Genomic DNA, 20,982 nt, shown 5'->3' on the forward strand with positions numbered 1-20,982 from the left:
AACTTAGTAAAAATACCGATAGTTGACGCCGATGGTAGTGGTCAGGTCTGTGCTGCCGAACTTGCCGCTGCCCTGCGTCACTTCAAACATCAGCTGATCAAGACCAAAGACCGGCCCCACCAGGCCTGCCCCATAGCTGAAACCGGCCCCGGAGTTGCTGTTCCAATCAAAATCTGCCTCTGCAAACGGCTTCCAGTCGCGGCTATAGCTGCTTTTCCAGGCCTGTCCAAGGAACAGACCCGCCCCCAGATGTCCAAAACTGGCCGGTACAAAAAACGCCGCAGTCGGGCTGGCAGTGGCCGGCACGAGCATTGCCGACCTGTTGCTGACGCTGCCATCTGCCGTATAGCTGGTATAGCCGCCAAACAGGCGCACCCCGTAATCGGGCCAGGCGCGGGTAAACTGGTGTCTTACGTCAAGCTCCGCTGACTGCCCCTGCCCCAGATAGTGTCCCGCCTGATCATGAAAACGCGCTGCAGCCAGCTCCAGGGCAAACGAAACTGCTGGAGTCGGCGTACCAAGAGCGGTCAGACGCAGACGATCGCGGGTGCCCCCGACAGAAAGCGCCGCGGTTTCGTCGGCCCTGCCGTTCAGCTCCAGACCGGCTGCCAGCTGCAGGTCACGCCAGGGCTGCCAGTTTCCTGCAAGGGAGGCGGTGACAAAGCTGTCCAGACCACCATCACGCCCCCCCAGCGTCAGGGCCAGCTGTCCCCGCTCATGCTGGCGGGTAAGGGTCAGGCTGGCGCTGAGATCATGGTCCGGCAGGGCGCCCAACGCGTTACTCTTCAGCAGGCTGAACTGCCGCTCGGTCAGTTCCGCCTTCAGGCTGTAGCGACCGCTGACCGGTTGTGCCAGCGTCAGCCGTGACTCTGCCCAACCGACACCGGATTGATCCTGCAACTTCAACCCCGTGGCGAGGTAACCGGGGCGGAGGCCGAACAGTTGCCGCACCTGGGCATCCACCAGATTGTCCTCACGGTTCAGTTGCAGGCGCTGCCAGGCATGCTCTTGAGCCAGCGGGATACTACCTGATCGCTGCGCCGCTTCAATTGCGTCACGGTAGGGCAGCTGTTCCAGTTTGCGGTCAAGCAGCTCCGCCATGGTGTCCCGGTCGTTCTCTTCCAGGGCCAGTCCCAACCGGGCCCATTCAGGCCGGGTTACGGCCCGGGCAAAACTCTTCCAGTACCAGAGCCGGGCCAGATCGGTCTGACCGGTGGTCATGGCCCAGCCGAGAATCAGCTCATTGGCAAAATTATCCCGTTCACCTTCTGCAATCCGTCTGATGCGGGCTGAAAGGGGATCACCCGGGGCCAAATGCAGCAACAACTGGGCCTGGGTCAAGCGCAGGGTCCGGGCATCGGCAAGCGTCAGATCGTTCTGGATCTGCTGATGCAGCAGCCGGTAAGCCCGGCGCCTGACCGTCCAGGCAACCTCCTGCCGGCCAGCCTGCTCCAGGAGATCGGCAAAGGAGGCCAACCAGGCCGGGTCTGCCTGATGCTGCGCTGCCAGGATCTGATAGTGCCGTAACGCCCGGGGAGTATCACCCAGCAGCACCATGGCGGCTGCCAGCGGTTCACGCAGGGCAGGCAATGTGCCAATCCGCGCCTCCCACTCCCGCACCAGCGGCCGCAATTCAGCCACCTGCTTCAGGTCCACCAGCATCCAGAGGTAGGCCGCAAGCAGGTCGGCATCACCTGCTGCCAGACGTGCGGCAACCCGTGCGGCCGTCAGACTGGCGACAGGATTACCGGTCTGACGGTAGACCTGGGCCATGGCCATCCAGGAACGGGCATCACGGGCAAGCAGACCGCGCTCTTCAGCCCCCAGGTTTTTCAGAAACAGGGCCAGTGCCTTGGCCTTACCGCTGCGCAGACCGGTATCTGCCATGGCATACCAGTATAGCGGGGTATGGAAACGCTGCCAGCCGGCCAGGGCATAGCCGTATGCCCGCCGGGGGTCCGATCCGCTGTACAGCTCCAGCAGTCGCTGGTAATCCACGGCAATGGCCTGCCCCGTGGCAATCAGCTGCTCAGACGCCCTGGCTGAGGACGCTGTTTCCTGAACAGCCCAGGCCAGGTCCGCGTAGGTTCGCCAGAACGTCACAGCGCCCGCCGGAGCGGTCGCGGCCGCTTGCTTTAGCACCTGCCAGGCGTGTATCACGTCAGACTGACCATACCATAACGAGGCCAGTTTCAACGATTCATCAACATCGAGCGGCTTGAGTGCAGCCCGTTTTTCCCATGCCTGTAGCGCATCTGCCGGCTGTCCCAGCTGCTCGGCCAGCCGGGCCTCCTCCGTCAGGCGCCAGACCGGGTCAAAACTCCCCAGATCTCCCGAGGCCAGCAGTGCATAGGCATCCTGCGGCAGCCCCATCCCCTCGGCCACAGCAAGATATTCCCGCTGCAGGGCAGGGTCAGCGTTTCCCTCACGGATTGTCTGTTCAAGCAGCTGTTTGCGCAGCGGAAACTCCTGCAGCCCGCGGGAGAGACGCAGCACAGACTGACGGGCCTCGTGATTTCCCTGCCGGGCCAGATAAAACCACTGTTCCAGGGCCAGATCGGGCCGACCGGCCCACTCTGCCGTCTGGGCAGCCTTTTTCCGCCAGACCGGATCACCGGGCCGGGCCTTTACCGCACGCTGGGTAACCGCCAAGGCCTCCTTGAGATTTCCGTTTGCCAGAAAGACCGTATGGGCCAGTTCAAACAGTTCCTGCTCAAAGATGGCCCTGATCTCCGGGATGGAGTACTGCGACGGCTCAGCCAGGGCATACGCCCCGCTTGTCTGTCCAAGCAGCAGCCCGGCTGCAAGTATCCTGGCCGTAGCGGTTTTCATGGTTCCTTCGCCCCGGACGGCAGCCCCAGGGCTCGCCGGACATATTTCTGGGCAAGGTCGGGACGGTTTGCTGCCAGTGAAAGTCTGGTCAGATACAACAAGCTCTGGCGATCATGCGCCAGCCCCGCATCAAGATGCCGTTCGGCTGCCGCCAACGCCTCAGCCAGCAGGTTGCCCGACTGCAGGGTACGCACACCAGCCAGAAAGTAGACCCGTTTCTGACTCAAACCGGCGGAAGACTGCATCCCCTTGAAATAAAATTCTGCGGCGCCACGATAATCTCCCTTGGCCAGGGCAGCAGAGGCCGCAGCCTCAACCGCCGGAGCTGCGCCGTGATCGGCAGCCGCCCCCAGCAACGCCTCCAGCCGGTCCACGGTCAGTTTGTCGCCAAGTGCCCGGGCATCAGCCAGGCAGCGCACCAGCTCCTTCGGTGTGGCCCCGGCCTGCCTCAGCTGCTCAACCTGGGCCGCATATTGCTGCTGTGCAGCTTTCCAACCCGGCTCATCGGGCAGCATCAGCTCCAGTTGCTGCCGCCGGGCCTCGTAGTAGAGCTGCATGACAGTCTTTGCCTGTTCTCCGGTTAACACGCCGCGCCGGTGTTCCAGCACCTTGAGTGCCTTTTCCGTGCACCCTGCAGCCAGGTAACTACGCGCCAGGATGATGACCAGATTGGGATCTCCGGTGCGCAGATGTATCAGTGCCTCAAGATAGCGTTGCTGGGCCGGGCTGGTCACATTCGGCGCCTCAAGCAGTCTGAGCAGGCTTTTTTCCGGATAGAGCACAACCAGCAGCAGCAGCCCTGCCCCGACAAGACCGGCAATGGCGGCTGGTCCGGCAAAGCGCTCACGCTGATTCTGCTGCCTATTTACAGACCAGTTCCAGGCCATAGGTCCCTGTTTTCAGCGGGAGGATGAGTTGTTCCGCATCCCGTTGTACTGCCGCCGGGCGGCCATTGGACACCAAGCGGCAACCATCGGCAGCCCCAAACCTGAGATACCCTTCGGCATGGGCGGTCACCGCCAGACGCATGCCGCTGGAGGTCCACTCAAAGCGGTCGATAGTGGCAGCCGCTGCTGCCAGCCAGCTCCGTCCGGGGCGCTTATCCGTCAGCACCAGAAACGCCTCTTTGCCGGGCGCCAGATGGATGTAACGCTGGTCATGGTGATCAGAGAAGCCGAGCACCCCGCGGCTGGCAGCTAGATCAGGGTAACCGGCGCTGACCGGCAACCGCAGCTGACGCAGGTCACCATTGTTCCGGATCAACCAGCCGTTGCCGGAACGGGCAACCACGGTGCGGTTGAAATCAAGCACCTTATTGACATACTCAGAGGCAAAGATTGCATGGGGTTTCTGGGCCAAGGCCCAGTCATAGACATCCTCCAGCGCCCGCCGGGAGGCCTCCTTGGTCACCGAATAGGTGTGATAATAGATGTTAATCGGCTTTAGTCTGCGTGGACTGTCAGTCAGCTTGAAGGTTTCAATCACGCGACGGTAACCGTAAAAGGGACCGGTCCAGAGATTGGTATAGACATTTTCGTTCTGATTGGGGGCAAAGACCTGGAACCAGCCATTTTTTGCCACGCCCAGCGGTGCAACAGCCGTAATCGACCTGTTTGATTCTGTTATCATTGTATCGCCGCCATTAATATTGCCCAGCCCGGCACGATAGGTGGCAGCCAGGGCATCGCCTCCGGGCGCACAGTCTCCAGACCACTGAAGCAGGCGGGTTTTCTTGCCGGGAGGCAGCAGGGCCTGATTGATAAAGGCCGCCGAACCGGCAATCTCTGATTCAAGCTGAAAGCTGTAACCGGGAATGGGCAAATACTGGGCGGTGTAGCCCTGTTTGGCTACGTCAGTATTCTGCCAGTAAAAGGGGTGGGAAAAGGTGTGGCTCCCCGCCTCAATCCAGGGCAACGCGAAGATCTCGCGGGCCTCAGCCTGCAATGCCGGAGCTTGTTGGGGGTTCAGGCCATGATCGCCCAAGGTGCTGGTGATCACGGAATAGGTGGTCGGTATCCGGTATTTTTTCAGGATACGCTCCCGCAGTTCGGTTACTGCCAGCGGTCCACCGGGACGCTCAACCCTGCTTTCAAAGCCGTCTGCATCGATATGGGACAACAGCAGACGCACCCCGTTTTCGGTGGTGGTGTCCGGTACGGGGCTGTTTGCAAGGCGCAGGGCCTTTCTGAAAAAGTCAAAGGGATTGATCACCCAGCGTTCGCGCTCATTGATCAGCTCGTTCAGCACGTAGGGTTCCAGGGCGTATCCTCCCCAAGGAGTTATTGCAACCGCCTCACTGGCCACCTGTCGGCCATCACCCACAGCCAACAGCACCTCGCTCCCGGGAAAGTGAAGCGCCAGCGGCTGTCCCACGGACGGCATGACGGGCGCCTCAACCCCCATCAGGGCATCCTGCTGCATGACCTTAAGCCCTTTGCCGGTGGCACTGCCGACACGCAGCGTTCCTCCCATAGCCTGGGCAAACTGCTGGGGCGGCACACCGAAACGATCCAGAAAGACCAGCGGCAGCTTGAGATCCTTCTGACGCAGAATCCATTGCAGCAGGTTGCTCTTGCTGCCGGAACTGTCCGAGTTGGGCCAGACCACCACCCCGGCATAGCGTCCCGCAAGCTGCCCCTCCGGTAACGGCTGACGCATATCAACCAGCTCAACCTGATAGCCCAGGTAGTTCAGCGGCATAACCACAAAACGCTGCAGGTTGGTGTAGATCGGATCAGCCCCCTCACTGCCGTCATACAAGCCCAGGATCTTGCGCGGCAGCACCTCTACGGTTCCTACCCCCAACGACGCCAGATCCTTGTCGGTCACCCAGGGTATAAAGCCGGCCTTCCTGATCTTCTCTGCAGTCCTACGGGCCAGATCACGCTCTGCCGGAGCAACGTAGTCGATCACGATCACCGGAAGTCCTGCCTGGCGCACCTCGGCAAATTTTCCCAGCAGCCACTGGCGGTCATGTTCGTTCACTTCACCATAGCTGCCGGTGGCTGGATCAAAGTTCCGGAAAAGTGACTCTGCAGCGACCGCAAAGGCGACATCCCTGACACGCCCCAGCACCTCAAAACCGCGGTTCATAATCAGGCGGGCCTCGGGATGCCGTTTTTTGATACTGCGGATAATCTCAACCAACCCGGCCTCAAGGGCAGGATGGCGCTTTTTGTCCTGCACCAGTTGATACGAGTCAAGGGTATCCAGAAAGAAACCACGGTAGCCGGCTGCCCAGAGCGGCTCCACAACCTGATCCAGAAAAAATCTCCGCCAGGCAGGGTTGGCCAGGTCAACCAGCTTGCTTTTCCAGGCCCGGTTTTCACCAATCAACCAGGACGGTTTGATACTAGTGTAGTAACGGCGATGGGGATCGGCTTCTCCCACGCTTATGTAGGCAAACAGCGTGCTGAGTTTTGTGCTGTACGCAGCCGGGGTACTGCCGGCAGCATCAGGGTCAACCACCACCAGATCAAAGGCCTGCAGTTCATCCAATGGCGGGTTATCGGCATAGAAAAAGGCCACGCTGAACTGATCAGCGGCAGCAACCGCATCTGTCACAGCCGGTATGGCATACACCAGCAGCACCAGCAGGAGTATTGCGGACAGACGTTGCATAGAAATAACCTCAGGATACTATTGGTTGAACCGATTACTTCTTAACACAAAGCAAACCTGTTGCAAACATTCAAGATCCTATTAATCCTGACAAGCTTTATTCTTGACACTAATCTTGATTTCTGTTAGTGATTTCCGCCTTTCGCAGCACAGCCTTTATGTTTTAGACCGCTACTTGATGGAGCACATAACGCATGGCAACCACCAAGCCCGTAAAGAAAGCAGCCCAGGAGCCTTCTGCAACCTCCAAGAAGCCCGCAGCTTCGGCACCTGCCAAGTCACCTTCCAAAGAAGCCGCCAAGCCCGCACCGCCAAAATCCGAGATCAAGCCTGCTGACAAAGCGGCCGAGCCAAAGAAAAAAGCAGCGGGCGCTTCAGCCGAACCGTCGCTGCCGGCCACTGCCAAACCGGCAGAGACACCTGTTGCTTCAGGTGGCAAGTGGAAGGAGATCCAGCAGATCCTGCTGACCATGAAAGAACAGACGCTGCTTGAGATAAAACGCTCGATCAAAAAAGGTTCAGAGGTGTCAGTCGGCGAGGAACCTACCGGTGACATCTACGACCAGGCCTCATCGGAGCGGGACCGCGAGCTTGGTCTGCTTCTGAACGACCGGGAGCGGGAAAAGCTGCACAGCATTGACGAAGCACTGCTGCGGATTGCCGAGGGCGAGTACGGCATCTGTGAAGAGTGCGACGAAGATATCCCGATGGGGCGCCTGAAGGTGCTCCCTTTTACCCGGCACTGCGTCAAGTGCAAGTCGGATCTGGAAAAGTTCCAGGCCCAGACCCGCCGGATAGAAGAGGACCGGGCCTATCGCGAGATACCGGTCGGTGACGACGACGAGGGCTAGCCCCTACCGTAGACGCTCCAGCAGCTGAAGCAGCATTCCTTTCCGGATACCCATGGCATGCTGCGGGCACAGTTCCCGGCAGCACCAACAACGGATGCAACGCCCTGAATCAATCTTCAGGGCGTTTTTTGTTATGGTAATGGCGGCTGGCGGACAGGCATCGCGACAAACACCGCACAGGGTGCAGCTGGCCTTCTCCGCACCGGGCAACGGGGCCAACTGGTTGCGCAACAGCTTTTTCAAAAACCCGGGCAGGCCGAATTGCACATCCAGCCCCTCCGGCAGGACAAAGGGCGGGGCTGCAACCATAGCTGTCAGGTCTGCCGTCAACTCAATCCGGTCCAATTCGGTACCGGGCAGCCCTCTGCGACGGGCTTCTCGCTCCACCGGCAGCAGATCGGCCGGAATGCCTGCCAGATATGCTGCGACCGTATCAACTGCCACAGGATTTTCTCCCGCCAGCAACAACCCCAGTTGGCGCGGTGTGCCGCTGTTCGGCCCGTTTCCCTCCATGGCAACGATCCCATCCACAATGGTCAATGCCACAGGTCTGGCAAAGGCGATCTCCAGCAGCAGCCCGGCAAACAGCTCCTTTGAGTGCCCTGCGGTCAGGTGCAGCCCTGCCTTGGCAGCGCCGACAACCGTCCCGTACAGGTTCTTCACGGCACAGGTCAGGGTCATCATCTCATGGGTCTTCAACTTGGGCAGGTTGATGACCACATCAGCGTCCAGATAGGCGGTCGCCAGCTCCAGCTGCCGGAAGGTTCCCAAGGAACCCACACTGCGGGTCTCACCAAACGGGACCAGCTGTCCACCGGCTGACTCGACCGCCTTTCTGATACCGCTTTTTTCGGCAACACGTTCAAACGAGCCGAGGCCGGGGCTATCGCCTACCACCACCTCTGCTCCGGCCTCCCTGACCAACTCCGTCACCAGCTTGACCAGGGCAGGGTGTGTGGTAACAGCCGCTTCCGGCGGTTTGCCGGCCAGCAGATTGGGTTTTAGCAGCACCCGCTGGCCCGGCCTGACAAACCGTTCCATCCCCCCCAACGGCTGCAACAACGCAACAAGCCGTTCTCTCAGGAGATTCTCATCATATCCGTCACAACCTTGCAGGCTTATCAAATCCACAACAGCCCCCTTGCGTTTTATTCCAGTTCAGTTACACTACCCTTGCAAACGTCGACAGGCACTCTACCGCGGGCACGGGGTCCCCATGAAATCAGCGACCATGGATCATTACGACATATCATTACTCTATGTAGAGGATGAACGGGTCACCCGTGAGCAGATTTCCCGTATCCTGCAGCGGATCGTCACAGAGCTGTATGTCGCGGAAAACGGCCAGGAAGGTCTTGAACTCTACCGGGAGAAACACCCGGACATCATCATGACCGATATCATGATGCCGGTCATGAACGGCCTGGAAATGGCCCGTGAAATCCGCAAGCTGGATCATGACAGCCAGATTATCATGCTGACCGCCTATAGTGACACCGAATATCTGCTGGAATGCATCAGCCTGGGGATCAACCAGTATGTCCAGAAGCCGGTGGATTTTTCCCATTTGGCCACCGCGATCGAGACCTGCAGCAACTATGTCTTGCTGAAACGGAAACTGCACCAGCAGGAAAGCAAAATCCAGATGCTGTCCCAGGCGGTGGAGCAGGCGCCGGCACCGGTCATGATCACCTCATTAAGCGGCTCAATTGAATATGTCAATGCCATGTTCTGCCGTCTGACCGGCTATCAGGCTGCCGAAGTACTGGGCCGCAACCCCCGCCTGCTGAAATCGGGCCTGAACTCTGCAGAAGTCTACCATAACCTCTGGGAAACCATTTTGAACGGCGAGGAGTGGAAGGGCGAGCTGGCCAACAAGCGCAAAAACGGTTCCATCTATTGGGAGGTAGTCAAGATTTCCCCTTTGCGCGACGCAAACAATGTGGTTACCGGTTTTTTGAAGGTTTCCCAAGACATCACCGAGCGGAAGCAATACGAAGAAAGCCTGCAGTACCTGGGCACCCATGACCCATTGACCGGCCTGTTCAACCGGGCCTATTTCGATGCAGAGCTGCAACGGATCGAGTCAGGCCGAGAATACCCGGTCAGCATCGTGATGGCCGACATTGACGGGCTGAAGGGGGTAAACGACTCCCGCGGCCACGACGAGGGTGATCGCCTGATCAAAGGGGCGGCAGAAGTACTCTTGTCAGCCTTCCGCTCCAGCGACGTAGTTGCCCGGATCGGCGGAGACGAATTTGCCGTGCTGCTCTCCCGCACCGACCATGACGCGGTTATGGCGGCCATTCAACGGGTTAAGGGCTGCGAAACCGACCCCAAACTGGGAAGCTTTGCCCGTTCACTTTCATTGGGAGCTGCAACGGCAGCACACCCGGATGAACTGATGGACAGCATGAAGCTGGCTGACCGGCTTATGTACAAAGATAAGGCAGAACGCAAATCCAGACACCTGAACAGCTCCCTCAGGGCGTGAGAACCGCACCAGCTAAAACTGGATATTGGGCCGCAACACAAGTGTAAAGTTCGACGCATCGGTATCCCGCAGGCTCCCGCTGTAACGGGCCGGATCCTCCCAGATCATACCGACATCAAGTTTAAGCGCAACCCCCCACGACTTGATCGGAAACTTCTTCCCCAGGACATACTCCTGACGTAACAGATCACCATTTTTGGCACCGATATCCCAACGGACATCAAAGGTACTGTTCCTCAGGAACTCAAGTGGATTCACCCTGAAATCAAGGTTGCTGCGCCGGAATCCGACATAGAACGTGTTGGCAATGTTCTGGTTTTCATGCATCTTCGCACCAAGCCGGAAGCTCCAGGAAAGCTTTTCATCTTTAAAGCTGCGCTCCCCTTTCATCTTCCATTCTGCCTCAAGGGAATGGTCAGGAATCAGGATATTATTGCGGATATGCTGATTCGAGTAACTGAAGAGGTAGCCCATATAGCCCTTGTTTGATGACAGCCGCTCTTCACCCGGCTTGTTGAACTTGATCATATCACCAAAAAAGACTGAAAATGCGTAAGGTTCTTCAAAACCGGCGGTCAACCACTGGATTACATTCTGATTCCGGCCGATATCGGCAATACCGTAGAAATCCCTGGCATACTCCTTCAGGGCGACACCTGCCAGCGGTAACGGCATGACCGACGCCTCAACCAGCATGAAGCGCGGCACAAGAGAGTTGAGCAGCAGCCTGCTATAGACCTCAAACTCATGCTGATCGGCCACTGTCGTGATAGGTGAACCGTCCAGCGGAATATTCAGCGAAACATTTGAGTAGTAAAGGTCCGTCTCCCAGTCAAGGTCGGCCCAGCCAAGATCCTGGCTGCCAAAAAGATATTCTTTCAAGGTTTTTTCAGATGACGGCGGTTGTTGCGGCTTGGCCGGTTCATCGGCATGGACCGCGCTGACGAGGGACAGCAGCAGAAAGCAGGCCAGCAGCAAAAACCGGTGTCGCATTATCCTTCCCCCTCCAGAACGCCTTCTGCCAGCTGCACCAACAAGCGCACGCGATAACCTGCCGCCTTGGCCAGCGCCTCCAGCGCCTTCACCGGCACCAGTTGTGCCCCTGTCTCCTGGGCCCGCTCAAAGGCCACCTGGCATGCAAGCCAGCTGAGCAGTTCCTCAAACCGCTCCTTGTTAAACCAGACCACACCGGCATCCTCATGCACCAACAGGAAACGGTGCAGCAGCGGATTGCTGAACAACTGCGCCAAACGGTCTGTGACGCTCCCCGCGGACCAGATTTTCCCGGCTACAGCAACTGCAGCGCATAGTTCAACAATCCACGCCTCACGGTGACGCTCCACCGGCCCTTCTCCTGCCACAAAGGCCGCCAGCGGGCGACCCAAGCCGTACTCATGCAAGGCATCATCACCCAATGGCGCGACCAGGCAACCTGTCAGCAGTATGGCCAGGGCCTGACGGCGATTTTTCCGATCAAGGGGTAATGCCTGTCTGCTTACACCGCTCTTGCGCAGCAGCCGCAGGGTTTTAGCTGCAACAGCCGGCTGAAGCGCCGCCTCCAGAGCATCCATCAGCCGCTGCGGTTCAACTCCCGGCAGAGCCGATACCGGCAGCTCCGCACAGTAGTCCTGAATCGCCTTCTCCAGCAGCGCTGCCTGCGGCATCCCCTGCAGACAGGCAGCAAAGGCTGCAATCAGGGGCTGGTTGGCAAGCTGCACCCGCTCATCCTCAAGCGAGAGCACGCCACGCCCGGCCAGCTGAGCGCATAGCGCAGCCCACTCACCGTCCGGCGTGTCTTCAAGTATCCGGAAATCAAGAAAGACATGAAACTCATACTCAGAGAGTTCGGCATACATCCCGCGTTGGCAGATCTCAGAGGCGTTACGCAGATACTCATGCTGCGTAGAGATCTCACGGAACGCCAGAAAACAACGGGGATCATCCGGCACTGCCAAGGCCTGCCCCAGACTGCCGGTCTGCAGCGCAGTCGCATCAGCCCCGGTCCTGACAGCAACCGGCGCCGCAGTTTTGATCCACCCGGCAGTCCTGCCGTAGCGGTTGTTATACAGCACCAATGCCCTCTGTTCACCTGTCCGGTTGCTGTAGGCAAAGACATTCTCGTCCACACTGCCGTCATGGCAGTAAAAATCATACAGGGCAAAGTGCTCGGAACCGGAAAAAAGCCGGCGTCTCTTCAGCAGTGGAAAGATCCAGAGTTCATGCCCGCGCAGCAGCCCCTGATCCACCGCCTCATCCCAATAGGCCCGGCGATATTCCATACCGTATTTTTCATGGAACCCTTCGATCTGGCCGTGGCCGAACATCGGCAGCCCCGGCATGGTGGCCAGCAGCACACAGGCCCCGAAATACTTGCCCTGGGTGCCGAACTGCTCCACCGCCGTCTTCTCGTCAGGGTTGTTCATAAAGTTGACAAAGCGCTTCAGGATCTCAGGATTAAACTCCAGCACGTTCTTGACGGTCTGGCGATATTTGGCGTTTTCCTCCTGCTTGAGCATGTTCATAAAGGCGGAGTTATAGACCCGGTGCATCCCCAGCGTACGGACGAAGTAGCCCTCCATCATCCAGAACGCCTCGGCCAGCAGCAGGGTATCCGGCGCCTCGACCGCCATCCGGTCCACCACTTCACGCCAGAACTCCACCGGAAAGACCGCGTCAAACTCATCACGCCCCATGGCATGCTCAGCCCGGGAAGGGATGCCGCCCCCCAGTCCCCGTTGCGGGTACCAGAGCCGCTGGTAATGTTTCTTGGCCAGGGTCATGGCCGCATCAAAGCGGATGATCGGGGTCAGCCGGGCCACATGCAGGATAGTCTGGATGACGGTCTCCCGCACCTGCGGGATCAGGTAGTTCAACTGGGCCGTGTCATTCCAGGGGATACTGGTGCCGTCGTTACCGTGGTAGATGTAACGGGTACGGTTATCCCGGCGGTCAATCATCCTGAAGACCACCGCCGCATCCTGCTTGTTCCAGTAACCGTCTTCAATCTGGAGCGTGACTGACGGGTCAGGGGAAAGGTCTTGACCGTTAAACTGGTAGGTGGGAAAGGGGGCGTAGTCAGTCTGAACGAACCAGTCGGGATGTTCCAGCACCCAGCGGGAAAAGAGGCCGGTATGGTTGGGGACCATATCGCTGGCAAGCCGGATACCGCGTTGCCAGGCCCGCTGTTTCAGGTTCAGAAAGGCGGCTTCACCGCCCAGGTCTGCTGCGATGGTATAATCGTACAACGAGTAGGCTGAGGCATGGGCCTCAGGATTGCCGCACAGCTGCTTGATCCGCTGTGAAGCAGATGAGCGTTCCCAGAGACCGATCAGCCAGAGACCGCTGAATCCCCAGGCAGCCAGACGGTCCAGTTCGGCATCAGGCACCTGATCCAGGCGGGTAATGGGACGGGCGTAGTTTTTTGAGAGTTGATCCAGCCAGACATGGGTCATCTTGGCCATCATCACCACATTGGACATCCAGTCGGCATCGGCCGAAAAGGCCTCATACTCAGGCTGGTCATAACCGGCGTGGTGACCGGCACCATGGTAGACACCCCCAGGAACCGCCTCCGTGGCAGCACCTGCAGCAGCAGTGCCCGGCAAACCGAACTGAAGTACCTCCGCAGGACCGGCACCACCATCCGACCACTGGCGTTGTTCTTCATCCAGGATATCAAAGGCGGTCAGCAGTTCTTCCAGCAACTCCGGCGGCAGGGCTTCAGCCCATTGTTCCCGGATATAGCCAAGCTGCCCTGCCAGAGACTCCGGGGCAGCACTCAACGGGGCATACAGTGCCTCAACCAGGGTCACACCGAGTACAGGCAGCAGCGGCCCTTTTGCCAGCGACTGCTCAAGCCCGGCAACCACCTGGCGATACGGGACACGCGACGCCAATTCACGGTCATCCAGTAGTACGCGAAAGGGATCAAGCGCCCGGTTCCGGGTGGCAAGATTGAGCAACAGCAACTCACGCAGCAGCAGGTAGTCGCGTGGTTCCCGTTCCAGCGCTGCCAGCTCGCAGCCTGTTGGAAAGCTTTCCACAAAGGCATCAAACGTCTGGCTGACCTGTTCACCGGCAGGATCCAACCCAGCTTGCTGCAGGGCAGCTGCCAGCAGAGAAACCTGCCCACCACGGCAGACATCATCTACCAGGTGACGGTAAATCCGCAAAAGCGAGGCATACAGGTTAAGCTGGGCAGCGGTAACCGTGGCAGGAGGACCGCCCGACCTGGTCATGGCAGAGGCCAGCCGGCGATAAAACAGGATCTGGGGATAGTTGGTGCCACTGCGCGCCAACAACGCCTCTACGTCAAACCGTTGCTTCGCACGCGCAGCGATCTGAATGGCAAAAGGAAAATAATCCGGTAGTGATGGGGACATGGTCACGGCTCGAGTCTATCTGGATAGGTGCAGCAGACTACGAAAAAAAGGCGGCCAGGAGTGCTGGCCGCCGACGGTCTGTCAGGGAGACTTTTTCTTGGCCGGAGCCTTTGACTTGCTCGACTTGGTACTACTTTTCTTGCCCTTGCTCTTACTCTTGGCCTTACCTTTTTTTGATTTTTTCGATTTGCCGGCCTTCTGCGGCACCGGGTTGAACTCGTCCCGTATATTGTTCAGCAAAACCGAGGTTTCTTCCATGCTCGGGTCGGCCTTGCGGGCAGCCTCAAGCGCCTCCCGCGCCTCGGAAAGACGGCCGGTTTTCATATAGACCCGCCCAAGTGCATGCAGGGCACGGGCATGGTCAGGCTTCAGTTCAACCGCTTTCTTATAACTGGCAATGGCGTTATCGTACTCTTTCTTAAAGTCGTAAATCAGGCCGAGCTTGTAATGATTGTTCGCATCGTCAGGGGCCAGATCCACCGCTTCCTGCAGCAATTCCGCCAGTTCATCATATTTCTTGTCTTTGACATAAATCGCCACCAGGGCGTTACGGCTTTCGCTGTCATCCTCCTGTAAGTCAAGTGCCTTGGTATAATATTCAACGGCCTTGTCGGTTGCCCCCTTGGCGCGGTATACCGCTGCCAGCTCACGGTTTGCCTCGGGGTTATCAGGGGCCAGTTTCAGTACGGCCTTATAGGACTCTTCAGCGAGGTTCAGGTTCTTGTTTTTGACAAAGATCCTGGCAAGCTTCAGATGGATGTCGGCACTTTCCGGCTTTAACTTCAAAAACTCGACATACTGTTCCACCGCTTCCTGGGTATTGCCCCGTCCCAGCCGGATATCGGCCAGCTTCAGGCGTGCCTCGGCATGCGTCGGTCTTTTTTCAATGGCCCGTTTGTAGGCGACCACCGCCTCATCCAGCTGATTGCGCTTTTCGTACAGCAGCCCCAGATGGTAGTAGACCTCAGGATTGGAGCTGCCAAGGTGGGTTGCATCACGGTAGGCCAGCAGGGCATCACCATCCCGACCGGCCCGGAAATACAGAGCACCGAGTTTTTCCAGTGGCTCAATCGAATCGGGCTGTTGCTTGAGCACGCTCCGGTAGGCTTCAGCAGCCTTATCCACCTCACCCTTTGCTGCCAGCTGATCACCCAGGACAATCCCTTCGGGCCGGTCCGGCAACTCTTCTGTCACCACCACCTTTTTACCGCCCAGCAGACGCTCATATTCAGCCTGCTTTGCATCACCATTCTTTTCATAGATATCGGCCAGCATCAGGTGCAGGCTGCTGCTGCGGGGATTGGCCGTTGAGGCCTTCTTCAGCAGCTTCAAAGCGGCCTCCTGCTGGTTTTGCTGCAGGTAGATGCCTGCAAGGGCAAGTGAGGCCTGTTCATGGGAGGGATCCAGCAGCAGTGCCCGCCTGAACTCGTCAACAGCGCGGTCGGTCTGCCCCTGAGCGGCATACACCTCGGCCTGCCCCGCCAACACGCCGGCATCCGCAGGCAGCTTGGCAGATGCCTCGCCATAATGGTACAGGGCAAGGGCATAAAACTTCCTGTCGGTCATGATCTTGCCCAGCGCCTTGTGATAGGCCGGCAACGGCTGTCCTGCTATCCCTTTGGTCAGTGCAACAGCGGCATCATCCTGCAGGCCTTTTTGCAGATACAGCAAACCCAGGTTGCCAGAGGCAACAGCAAGTCCCGGTTCCTTCTGCAGGGCACGGCGGTAACCGGCAATGGCACCGTCAACATTGCCACTTCGTTCAGCCTGCAGGGCCTGCACAAACTGGGCAGCAGCTCCATCAGGGCAATTAGACAGTATCTGAGCTTCATCCTTGGTTCTGGTCGCATCATCACTATAGGCAGGAAGCTTGTTTGCCAGCTCAAGGGCATCCTTGCACTTGTCTCCACCGAAGTTCCAGCTGAAGCCGGTCAACAGAAAGAAAGCGCCGGCAAGGAGCGGCAGAACTGTCGTCCTTTTTTTATACATGGTTAATTTTCCTTTTGTTTGGCAGCAAGATTGGGGCGAAGTATACAGGCAAAACTGCAAAAATTCAAATAATTCTGCTGAACTGCTTGATTCTTTACAGTTTTATGGAATAGTATAGCCAAACATCAGCAAGCGTTTTGCGCACAAAAGACAGGGGAAACTGCATGATCACAGACCTGGAACAGATCATCATGGCGGCCGGCGATCTGCCCACCATTCCGGTTGTTGCCACCAAGGTAATGCAACTGATGGAGGATGAAAATTCCACGGCCGACGATCTGGCCAGGGTGGTTTCTTCTGATCCTGCCGTTGCCGCCAGGGTGCTGAAGATATCCAACTCATCATTTTATGGTGCCCAGCGTCAGATCCAGACCCTGCCCCATGCCATCATGATGCTTGGCTTTGTCACCCTGAAGAGCGTTGTTGTGACCGCATCGGTCAAACAGGTCTACCACCCCTATGGCCTGACGGAAAAACTGCTCTGGGAACATTCCTTTGGCGCCGGCCTGGCAGCCCGCCTGATTGCACAGGAGCTGCGCCAGATCAACCCGGACGAGGCCTTTCTAGGGGGGCTGTTCCACGACATCGGCAAGCAGATCATGAACTACCTGGACAAGGACAAATTTCAGGAGGTCATGCAGATCTGCTATAATGAGAAAATTCCGTTTGAAACCGCGGAACGGATGCTGTTTCCCTACACCCACGAAGAGGCCGGGGCACTGGTGTTAAAGAAGTGGAACTTCCCGGAACAGATGATCAAGGCGGTCATGGCACACCATGACCTTGACCTGTCAGACGACGAAGACCCCTACCTGATCAACCTCGCCAACGTGGTCAGCCTTTCAAGCCTGTTCTGCCACCGCTACGGAGTTGGCACACTGGGCGCGGAAGAAGATCTGGATGTTGCCGCCAGCGCTCCCGCCGTCCGTCTGGGGCTAAATGAAGAGCGGACCACAACCCTGCTGGAACGTTTTATTGAGACCTATACCAAGGATCAGTCGTTCTTCAGTTAGCCGGCACAGTGTCACTCATCGTCTTCAAGATGTTCCAGAATAGACTTGCGGTAGGTTCCCTCGGATCGCTGGCGCGCCTCCTCAGAGATATCCACCGTATCGTCCTCTTCCTCATCCCCACCGGCGTGCGCGGCGTCAGCGTAAAGACGACGCACGCGTTCCTGTGTCGTACTGCGACGGCGCTCAACCCCGTCTGCCTTCACAACTCCCTGTATCGGTTCCGTCATTATGCCACCCCGTGCAACGCAGTTGATTTTGTTGCTCAGAAATTGGTATAAAGTTAATTATGAATTTTACCAGACTACGAGTACGCAGACCATGATTCGTCCTATTCTCGCTTTTCCCGACCCGCTTCTCAAGCAAAAATCAGCCCCGGTCACCATCATAACCGATGAGATCATCCAGCTGGCCAGAGACATGGCTGAAACCATGTATGACGCCCCCGGTGTCGGTCTGGCAGCACCCCAGATCGGGGTCCTGCAACGGGTGATCGTGATTGATGTAGCTGCCAAAAACGAGCCTCCCCAGCTGATTACCGTTATCAACCCGGTTGTCATCCATGGCGAGGGAGAAACCTACGAGGAAGAAGGCTGCCTGTCAGTCCCCGATTTCTCGGCCAACGTCAAGCGGCATGAACGGGTGGTGGTTAAAGGTCTTTCCCTGGAGGGGCAGGAACGGATCTGGCATGCCGATGGACTGCTGGCGGTGGCCTTTCAGCACGAGATCGACCACCTGGATGGTATTCTGTTCGTGGATCGCCTCTCACCGCTCAAGCGGGATCTGTTTGTCAAAAAATGCAAAAAACGGAGTGCCCAATGACCGGCTGGCGGATCATCTTTATGGGCACGCCGGAGTTTGCCTGCCCCACCCTGCAGACCCTGCTTGACCGTAATGAAGAGCTGGTGGCGGTCTTTACCCAGCCTGACCGCCCCAAGGGGCGCGGCCAGAAACTGCAACCGACGCCGGTCAAAGAACTGGCTCTCCGGCACGGAATCCCGGTCCATCAGCCAGCCAAGGTACGGGCGCCGGAAGTGATCGAGCAGATTCGTGCGCTGCAGCCCGATCTGATTGTCGTGATTGCCTTTGGCCAGATCCTCCCCAAGGCACTGTTGGAGATCCCGCCGCAGGGCTGCGTCAATGTGCATGCCTCGCTACTGCCGCGCTACCGTGGTGCTGCCCCGCTCAACTGGTGTATTGTCAATGGTGAGACCGAGACCGGTGTTACCACCATGCTGATGGATGTGGGACTGGACACCGGGCCGATGCTGTTGAAAAAGGCAACCCCGATCAGCCCGGATGAAGACATCCAGTCACTGCATGACCGGATGTCGCAGCTGGGGGCAGCGTTGTTGGGAGAGACCCTGGACGGCCTGAAGGCCGGCCGGATAGTTCCCGAGGCACAGGATGACAGCCAGAGCTGCTATGCCCCGCTGCTCAAAAAGGAAGATGGCCTGATTGACTGGCAGAGACCGGCAACAACGATTCACAACCAGATTCGCGGCCTGTCGGTCTGGCCCGGTGCCGTGACCTCCCTTGAAGGGGCACCGCTGAAGCTGTACCGCAGCAGTGTCGGCCAGGGTACCGGCGCCCCCGGCACCATCATCGCCGCCGGCAAAAGCGGGATTGAGGTGGCCTGCGGCCAGGATTCCCTGGTCATCCACGAACTGCAGGCGGCAGGCAGCAAAAAGATGGATGCAGCCAGTTTTCTGGCCGGCCATCCCCTGGCACTCGGCACCCTGCTGATGCCCCATGAGGTAGCTGCATGAGTGATGTCCAGGAACAGACCGCCGCCCCGCGCAAGAGGCTCTTTATCGCCCTGATGGGGTTTACCTGCGTTGTTCTGGTGCTATTGATCTTTCTGGCCTGGTGGATACCCAGCCGCGGCCTGGCCAATATCCACCCTGACCTGCCCCGGATTGTCGGGCTTGTTGTCCTGGCCCTGTCCGGCGTCGCCATCCTGGGCACGGTCCTGTTGGTGCTGACCACGGCACTGGGCAAAGACATCTTCTTTACCCGCTTCATGCGTCTGGTGGTGATCAAGTTCCTGCTGCCGATGATTGAATTCGTAGGCAGGGTACTGGGGCTGGACAAGGACCGGATCCGCCAGTCCTTTATTGCCATGAACAACTCCCTGGTGATTTCACAGAAATACAAGGTGCGCCCGGACCGGATCCTGATCCTGCTGCCCCACTGCATTCAGCTGTTTGACTGCGAGATCAAGGTAACCGGCGATGTGAACAAATGCGTGCTGTGCGGCCGCTGCGACATCAAAGGACTGGTGGAGATCGGCAGAAAGTACGGGATCGACATCTCGGTGGCCACCGGCGGTACCCTGGCCCGCAAGGTGATTGTGGAAAAACGTCCCAAACTGGTGCTGGCCGTGGCCTGTGAACGGGATCTGACCTCCGGCATCAAGGATTGCTACCCGCTGCCGGTGATCGGCGTCCTGAACCTGCGCCCCCATGGCCCCTGTTTCAACACCATTGTGGATACGGCTGCCATCGATGCGGCCCTGCAACAGGTGCTTGAGCTACCAAAACAGGCTTAACAGCCTGACTGACCACAAAAGATCGCAAAGAGAGTAAAGAACAGCAAACCGTTTCAAAACCCGGCTTATGACTATTTTTTGTGTTCTTTGCCTTCTTTCGCGACTAACTGCTTTAAATCCTGAACCGCTCCAACTCATCCTCCTGCAGATTGTTCAGCACACTAATTTCTGATCGCCTCCCGTCTACCTGCAGGCTTACACAGGCCGCCTCCCCTTTGGCAGCCTTGGTGTAGCGCAGCAGGATCCGCCCGGCCTGCAGCAGATCCGCCTCCGACGGTTCTCCCACCAGCAGCACCAGCGGACTGGCACCATCCAGCCAGCGCAGGGTGCTTTCACCGGCAGCGATGGCGGCCAGGATTTTCTCGTTATCACTACTGTCCCGGCCAACCACCGCCTTACAGGTCTCAGACAGCCGGAAGTGCCGGCCGGTCCGCAGCAGATCAAAGTCCCTGATCACCGGCACGACCTGGTGCTCCAGCAGATCCTTGACCTTGGGGATGTAGCTCTCCTCGGTCAACAGGCAGCCGCCGCCCGGTGCCGGGTACTCATCAACCCCCAGTTCGGCTGCCAGCCGCATCTGATCCTTGCGTCCCCGCCCTTTGATGGCCGGCAGCTGTTCCCGGTTGACCCAGCCCTCCGCTTCAGGGATGGTCACCTTCATATATTTTGCGGAAAGCGGCCGCAGCAGCAGGCCGGCAATCCCGCAGTCACGTTCGATCAGGCGCAGGGTATCCTGACGCTGGCTCATGGGGCGCTGCCCCACCACCTCACCGGTAATCACAAAGTCAGCCTGCAACTCCTGCATCAGGGCACCGGCACAGCGCAGCATAAAGGTCTTGCAGTCAATGCAGGGGTTGAGGGCGCTGCCGTAGCCATGACGGGGATGCCGCAGCATCTCAATAAACTCTGCCCCCAGCGGGATGGAGCGGAACGGAATAGCGTAGCGCCGCGCATACTGCGCCGCCACCGGTTCACCATCAAGAATCGGAGAACAGCCGAAAAAAGGCGAGGTAAAGTTGATGGCAAGGACATCAATCCCCTGCTGCTGGATCACCTTCACTGCCAGGATTGAATCCAGGCCACCGGAAAATAACGCTAGGGCTCGACGCTGCATCTGCTGAAAACTCCTTGGTTTGATTACTCAGTTGCGGGGCAGCATCTGTATCACAACCGCACTGCCTTCTGCAACGGTTGACTCACCATCATATCAGGTTACAATAGCAGCCATTCCTCAGCAGCAGAAGGGAGCCCT

15 protein-coding genes are annotated in these 20,982 nt (G+C 58.2%); 6 read left to right on the top strand and 9 right to left on the bottom strand.

Annotated elements, in window-relative coordinates; translation table 11 throughout:
* Positions 1 to 3: 3 nt before the first annotated feature.
* The 3 genes from FY034_RS14950 to FY034_RS14960 are packed head-to-tail and all read right to left on the bottom strand — an operon-like array spanning position 4 to position 6,453.
* Positions 4 to 2,832, bottom strand: coding sequence for a tetratricopeptide repeat protein (locus FY034_RS14950; RefSeq protein WP_265551930.1), 2,829 nt, complete (start codon positions 2,830 to 2,832; stop codon positions 4 to 6).
* Positions 2,829 to 3,719, bottom strand: a complete 891-nt coding sequence (locus FY034_RS14955) for a hypothetical protein (protein WP_265551932.1) — start codon at positions 3,717 to 3,719, stop codon at positions 2,829 to 2,831. Before FY034_RS14955 ends, FY034_RS14950 begins: the two co-directional genes overlap by 4 nt.
* A complete protein-coding gene (locus FY034_RS14960) occupies positions 3,694 to 6,453 on the bottom strand; it encodes a bifunctional glycoside hydrolase 114/ polysaccharide deacetylase family protein (protein ID WP_265551934.1) in 2,760 nt (919 codons plus the stop codon). Before FY034_RS14960 ends, FY034_RS14955 begins: the two co-directional genes overlap by 26 nt.
* Before the next feature lie 194 nt (positions 6,454 to 6,647).
* Between FY034_RS14960 and FY034_RS14965 the strand changes: the two genes are divergently transcribed.
* On the top strand, positions 6,648 to 7,304 hold the full coding sequence (locus FY034_RS14965) for a TraR/DksA C4-type zinc finger protein (protein ID WP_265551936.1): 657 nt from the start codon (positions 6,648 to 6,650) through the stop codon (positions 7,302 to 7,304).
* 3 nt (positions 7,305 to 7,307) lie between these two features.
* Here the strand turns inward: FY034_RS14965 and FY034_RS14970 are convergent, their stop codons facing one another.
* Positions 7,308 to 8,435 (bottom strand): DUF362 domain-containing protein, encoded by a 1,128-nt coding sequence (locus FY034_RS14970; protein ID WP_265551938.1) that lies wholly within the window; start codon positions 8,433 to 8,435, stop codon positions 7,308 to 7,310.
* Between the two features lie 85 nt (positions 8,436 to 8,520).
* Between FY034_RS14970 and FY034_RS14975 the strand changes: the two genes are divergently transcribed.
* Positions 8,521 to 9,798: a diguanylate cyclase gene (locus FY034_RS14975; protein ID WP_265551940.1), complete on the top strand. Its 1,278-nt coding sequence runs from the start codon at positions 8,521 to 8,523 to the stop codon at positions 9,796 to 9,798.
* Between the two features lie 12 nt (positions 9,799 to 9,810).
* Here FY034_RS14975 and FY034_RS14980 read toward each other — a convergent pair whose 3' ends face one another.
* The 3 genes from FY034_RS14980 to FY034_RS14990 all read right to left on the bottom strand — a co-directional run bounded on the left by FY034_RS14980 (position 9,811) and on the right by FY034_RS14990 (position 16,169).
* The gene (locus tag FY034_RS14980; RefSeq protein WP_265551942.1) at positions 9,811 to 10,791 is read right to left on the bottom strand and encodes a hypothetical protein; all 981 of its coding nucleotides are present in this window, start codon (positions 10,789 to 10,791) and stop codon (positions 9,811 to 9,813) included.
* The gene (locus FY034_RS14985; protein ID WP_265551944.1) at positions 10,791 to 14,180 is read right to left on the bottom strand and encodes an alpha-amylase family glycosyl hydrolase; all 3,390 of its coding nucleotides are present in this window, start codon (positions 14,178 to 14,180) and stop codon (positions 10,791 to 10,793) included. The genes FY034_RS14980 and FY034_RS14985 overlap by 1 nt, the downstream gene beginning before the upstream one ends.
* An 81-nt stretch (positions 14,181 to 14,261) precedes the next feature.
* Positions 14,262 to 16,169, bottom strand: coding sequence for a tetratricopeptide repeat protein (locus tag FY034_RS14990; protein ID WP_265551946.1), 1,908 nt, complete (start codon positions 16,167 to 16,169; stop codon positions 14,262 to 14,264).
* Positions 16,170 to 16,333: 164 nt separating this feature from the next.
* On the opposite strand from FY034_RS14990, the gene FY034_RS14995 reads away from it, so the two are divergent.
* Positions 16,334 to 17,182 carry an HDOD domain-containing protein gene (locus FY034_RS14995; protein WP_265551948.1) on the top strand — a complete coding sequence of 283 codons (849 nt, stop codon included), beginning with the start codon at positions 16,334 to 16,336 and terminating at the stop codon, positions 17,180 to 17,182.
* An 11-nt stretch (positions 17,183 to 17,193) separates the two neighbouring features.
* Here the strand turns inward: FY034_RS14995 and FY034_RS15000 are convergent, their stop codons facing one another.
* Entirely contained in the window at positions 17,194 to 17,409 is a 216-nt protein-coding gene (locus FY034_RS15000) for a hypothetical protein (RefSeq protein WP_265551950.1), read from the bottom strand.
* A gap of 91 nt (positions 17,410 to 17,500) precedes the next feature.
* Between FY034_RS15000 and def the strand changes: the two genes are divergently transcribed.
* The 3 genes from def to FY034_RS15015 are packed head-to-tail and all read left to right on the top strand — an operon-like array spanning position 17,501 to position 19,730.
* A complete protein-coding gene (def, locus tag FY034_RS15005) occupies positions 17,501 to 18,001 on the top strand; it encodes a peptide deformylase (RefSeq protein WP_265551952.1) in 501 nt (166 codons plus the stop codon).
* On the top strand, positions 17,998 to 18,948 hold the full coding sequence (gene fmt, locus FY034_RS15010; RefSeq protein WP_265551953.1) for a methionyl-tRNA formyltransferase: 951 nt from the start codon (positions 17,998 to 18,000) through the stop codon (positions 18,946 to 18,948). Before def ends, fmt begins: the two co-directional genes overlap by 4 nt.
* The gene (locus FY034_RS15015) at positions 18,945 to 19,730 is read left to right on the top strand and encodes a DUF116 domain-containing protein (protein WP_265551954.1); all 786 of its coding nucleotides are present in this window, start codon (positions 18,945 to 18,947) and stop codon (positions 19,728 to 19,730) included. Before fmt ends, FY034_RS15015 begins: the two co-directional genes overlap by 4 nt.
* Before the next feature lie 112 nt (positions 19,731 to 19,842).
* On the opposite strand, the gene FY034_RS15020 is transcribed toward FY034_RS15015, so the two are convergent.
* The gene (locus FY034_RS15020; RefSeq protein WP_265551957.1) at positions 19,843 to 20,844 is read right to left on the bottom strand and encodes a hypothetical protein; all 1,002 of its coding nucleotides are present in this window, start codon (positions 20,842 to 20,844) and stop codon (positions 19,843 to 19,845) included.
* Positions 20,845 to 20,982 lie beyond the last annotated feature (138 nt).

This window comes from Trichlorobacter lovleyi (assembly GCF_015239775.1).
Taxonomy (GTDB): domain Bacteria; phylum Desulfobacterota; class Desulfuromonadia; order Geobacterales; family Pseudopelobacteraceae; genus Trichlorobacter; species Trichlorobacter lovleyi_B.

Coding starts and splice junctions, on each gene's coding strand:
- def (WP_265551952.1), top strand. CDS start 17,501: ATGATTCGTCCTATTCTCGCTTTTCCCGACCCGCTTCTCAAGCAAAAA.
- FY034_RS14965 (WP_265551936.1), top strand. CDS start 6,648: ATGGCAACCACCAAGCCCGTAAAGAAAGCAGCCCAGGAGCCTTCTGCA.
- FY034_RS14960 (WP_265551934.1), bottom strand. CDS start 6,453: ATGCAACGTCTGTCCGCAATACTCCTGCTGGTGCTGCTGGTGTATGCC.
- FY034_RS14955 (WP_265551932.1), bottom strand. CDS start 3,719: ATGGCCTGGAACTGGTCTGTAAATAGGCAGCAGAATCAGCGTGAGCGC.
- FY034_RS15020 (WP_265551957.1), bottom strand. CDS start 20,844: ATGCAGCGTCGAGCCCTAGCGTTATTTTCCGGTGGCCTGGATTCAATC.
- FY034_RS14990 (WP_265551946.1), bottom strand. CDS start 16,169: ATGTATAAAAAAAGGACGACAGTTCTGCCGCTCCTTGCCGGCGCTTTC.
- FY034_RS15015 (WP_265551954.1), top strand. CDS start 18,945: ATGAGTGATGTCCAGGAACAGACCGCCGCCCCGCGCAAGAGGCTCTTT.
- FY034_RS14950 (WP_265551930.1), bottom strand. CDS start 2,832: ATGAAAACCGCTACGGCCAGGATACTTGCAGCCGGGCTGCTGCTTGGA.
- FY034_RS14975 (WP_265551940.1), top strand. CDS start 8,521: ATGAAATCAGCGACCATGGATCATTACGACATATCATTACTCTATGTA.
- fmt (WP_265551953.1), top strand. CDS start 17,998: ATGACCGGCTGGCGGATCATCTTTATGGGCACGCCGGAGTTTGCCTGC.
- FY034_RS14995 (WP_265551948.1), top strand. CDS start 16,334: ATGATCACAGACCTGGAACAGATCATCATGGCGGCCGGCGATCTGCCC.
- FY034_RS14985 (WP_265551944.1), bottom strand. CDS start 14,180: ATGTCCCCATCACTACCGGATTATTTTCCTTTTGCCATTCAGATCGCT.
- FY034_RS14980 (WP_265551942.1), bottom strand. CDS start 10,791: ATGCGACACCGGTTTTTGCTGCTGGCCTGCTTTCTGCTGCTGTCCCTC.
- FY034_RS15000 (WP_265551950.1), bottom strand. CDS start 17,409: ATGACGGAACCGATACAGGGAGTTGTGAAGGCAGACGGGGTTGAGCGC.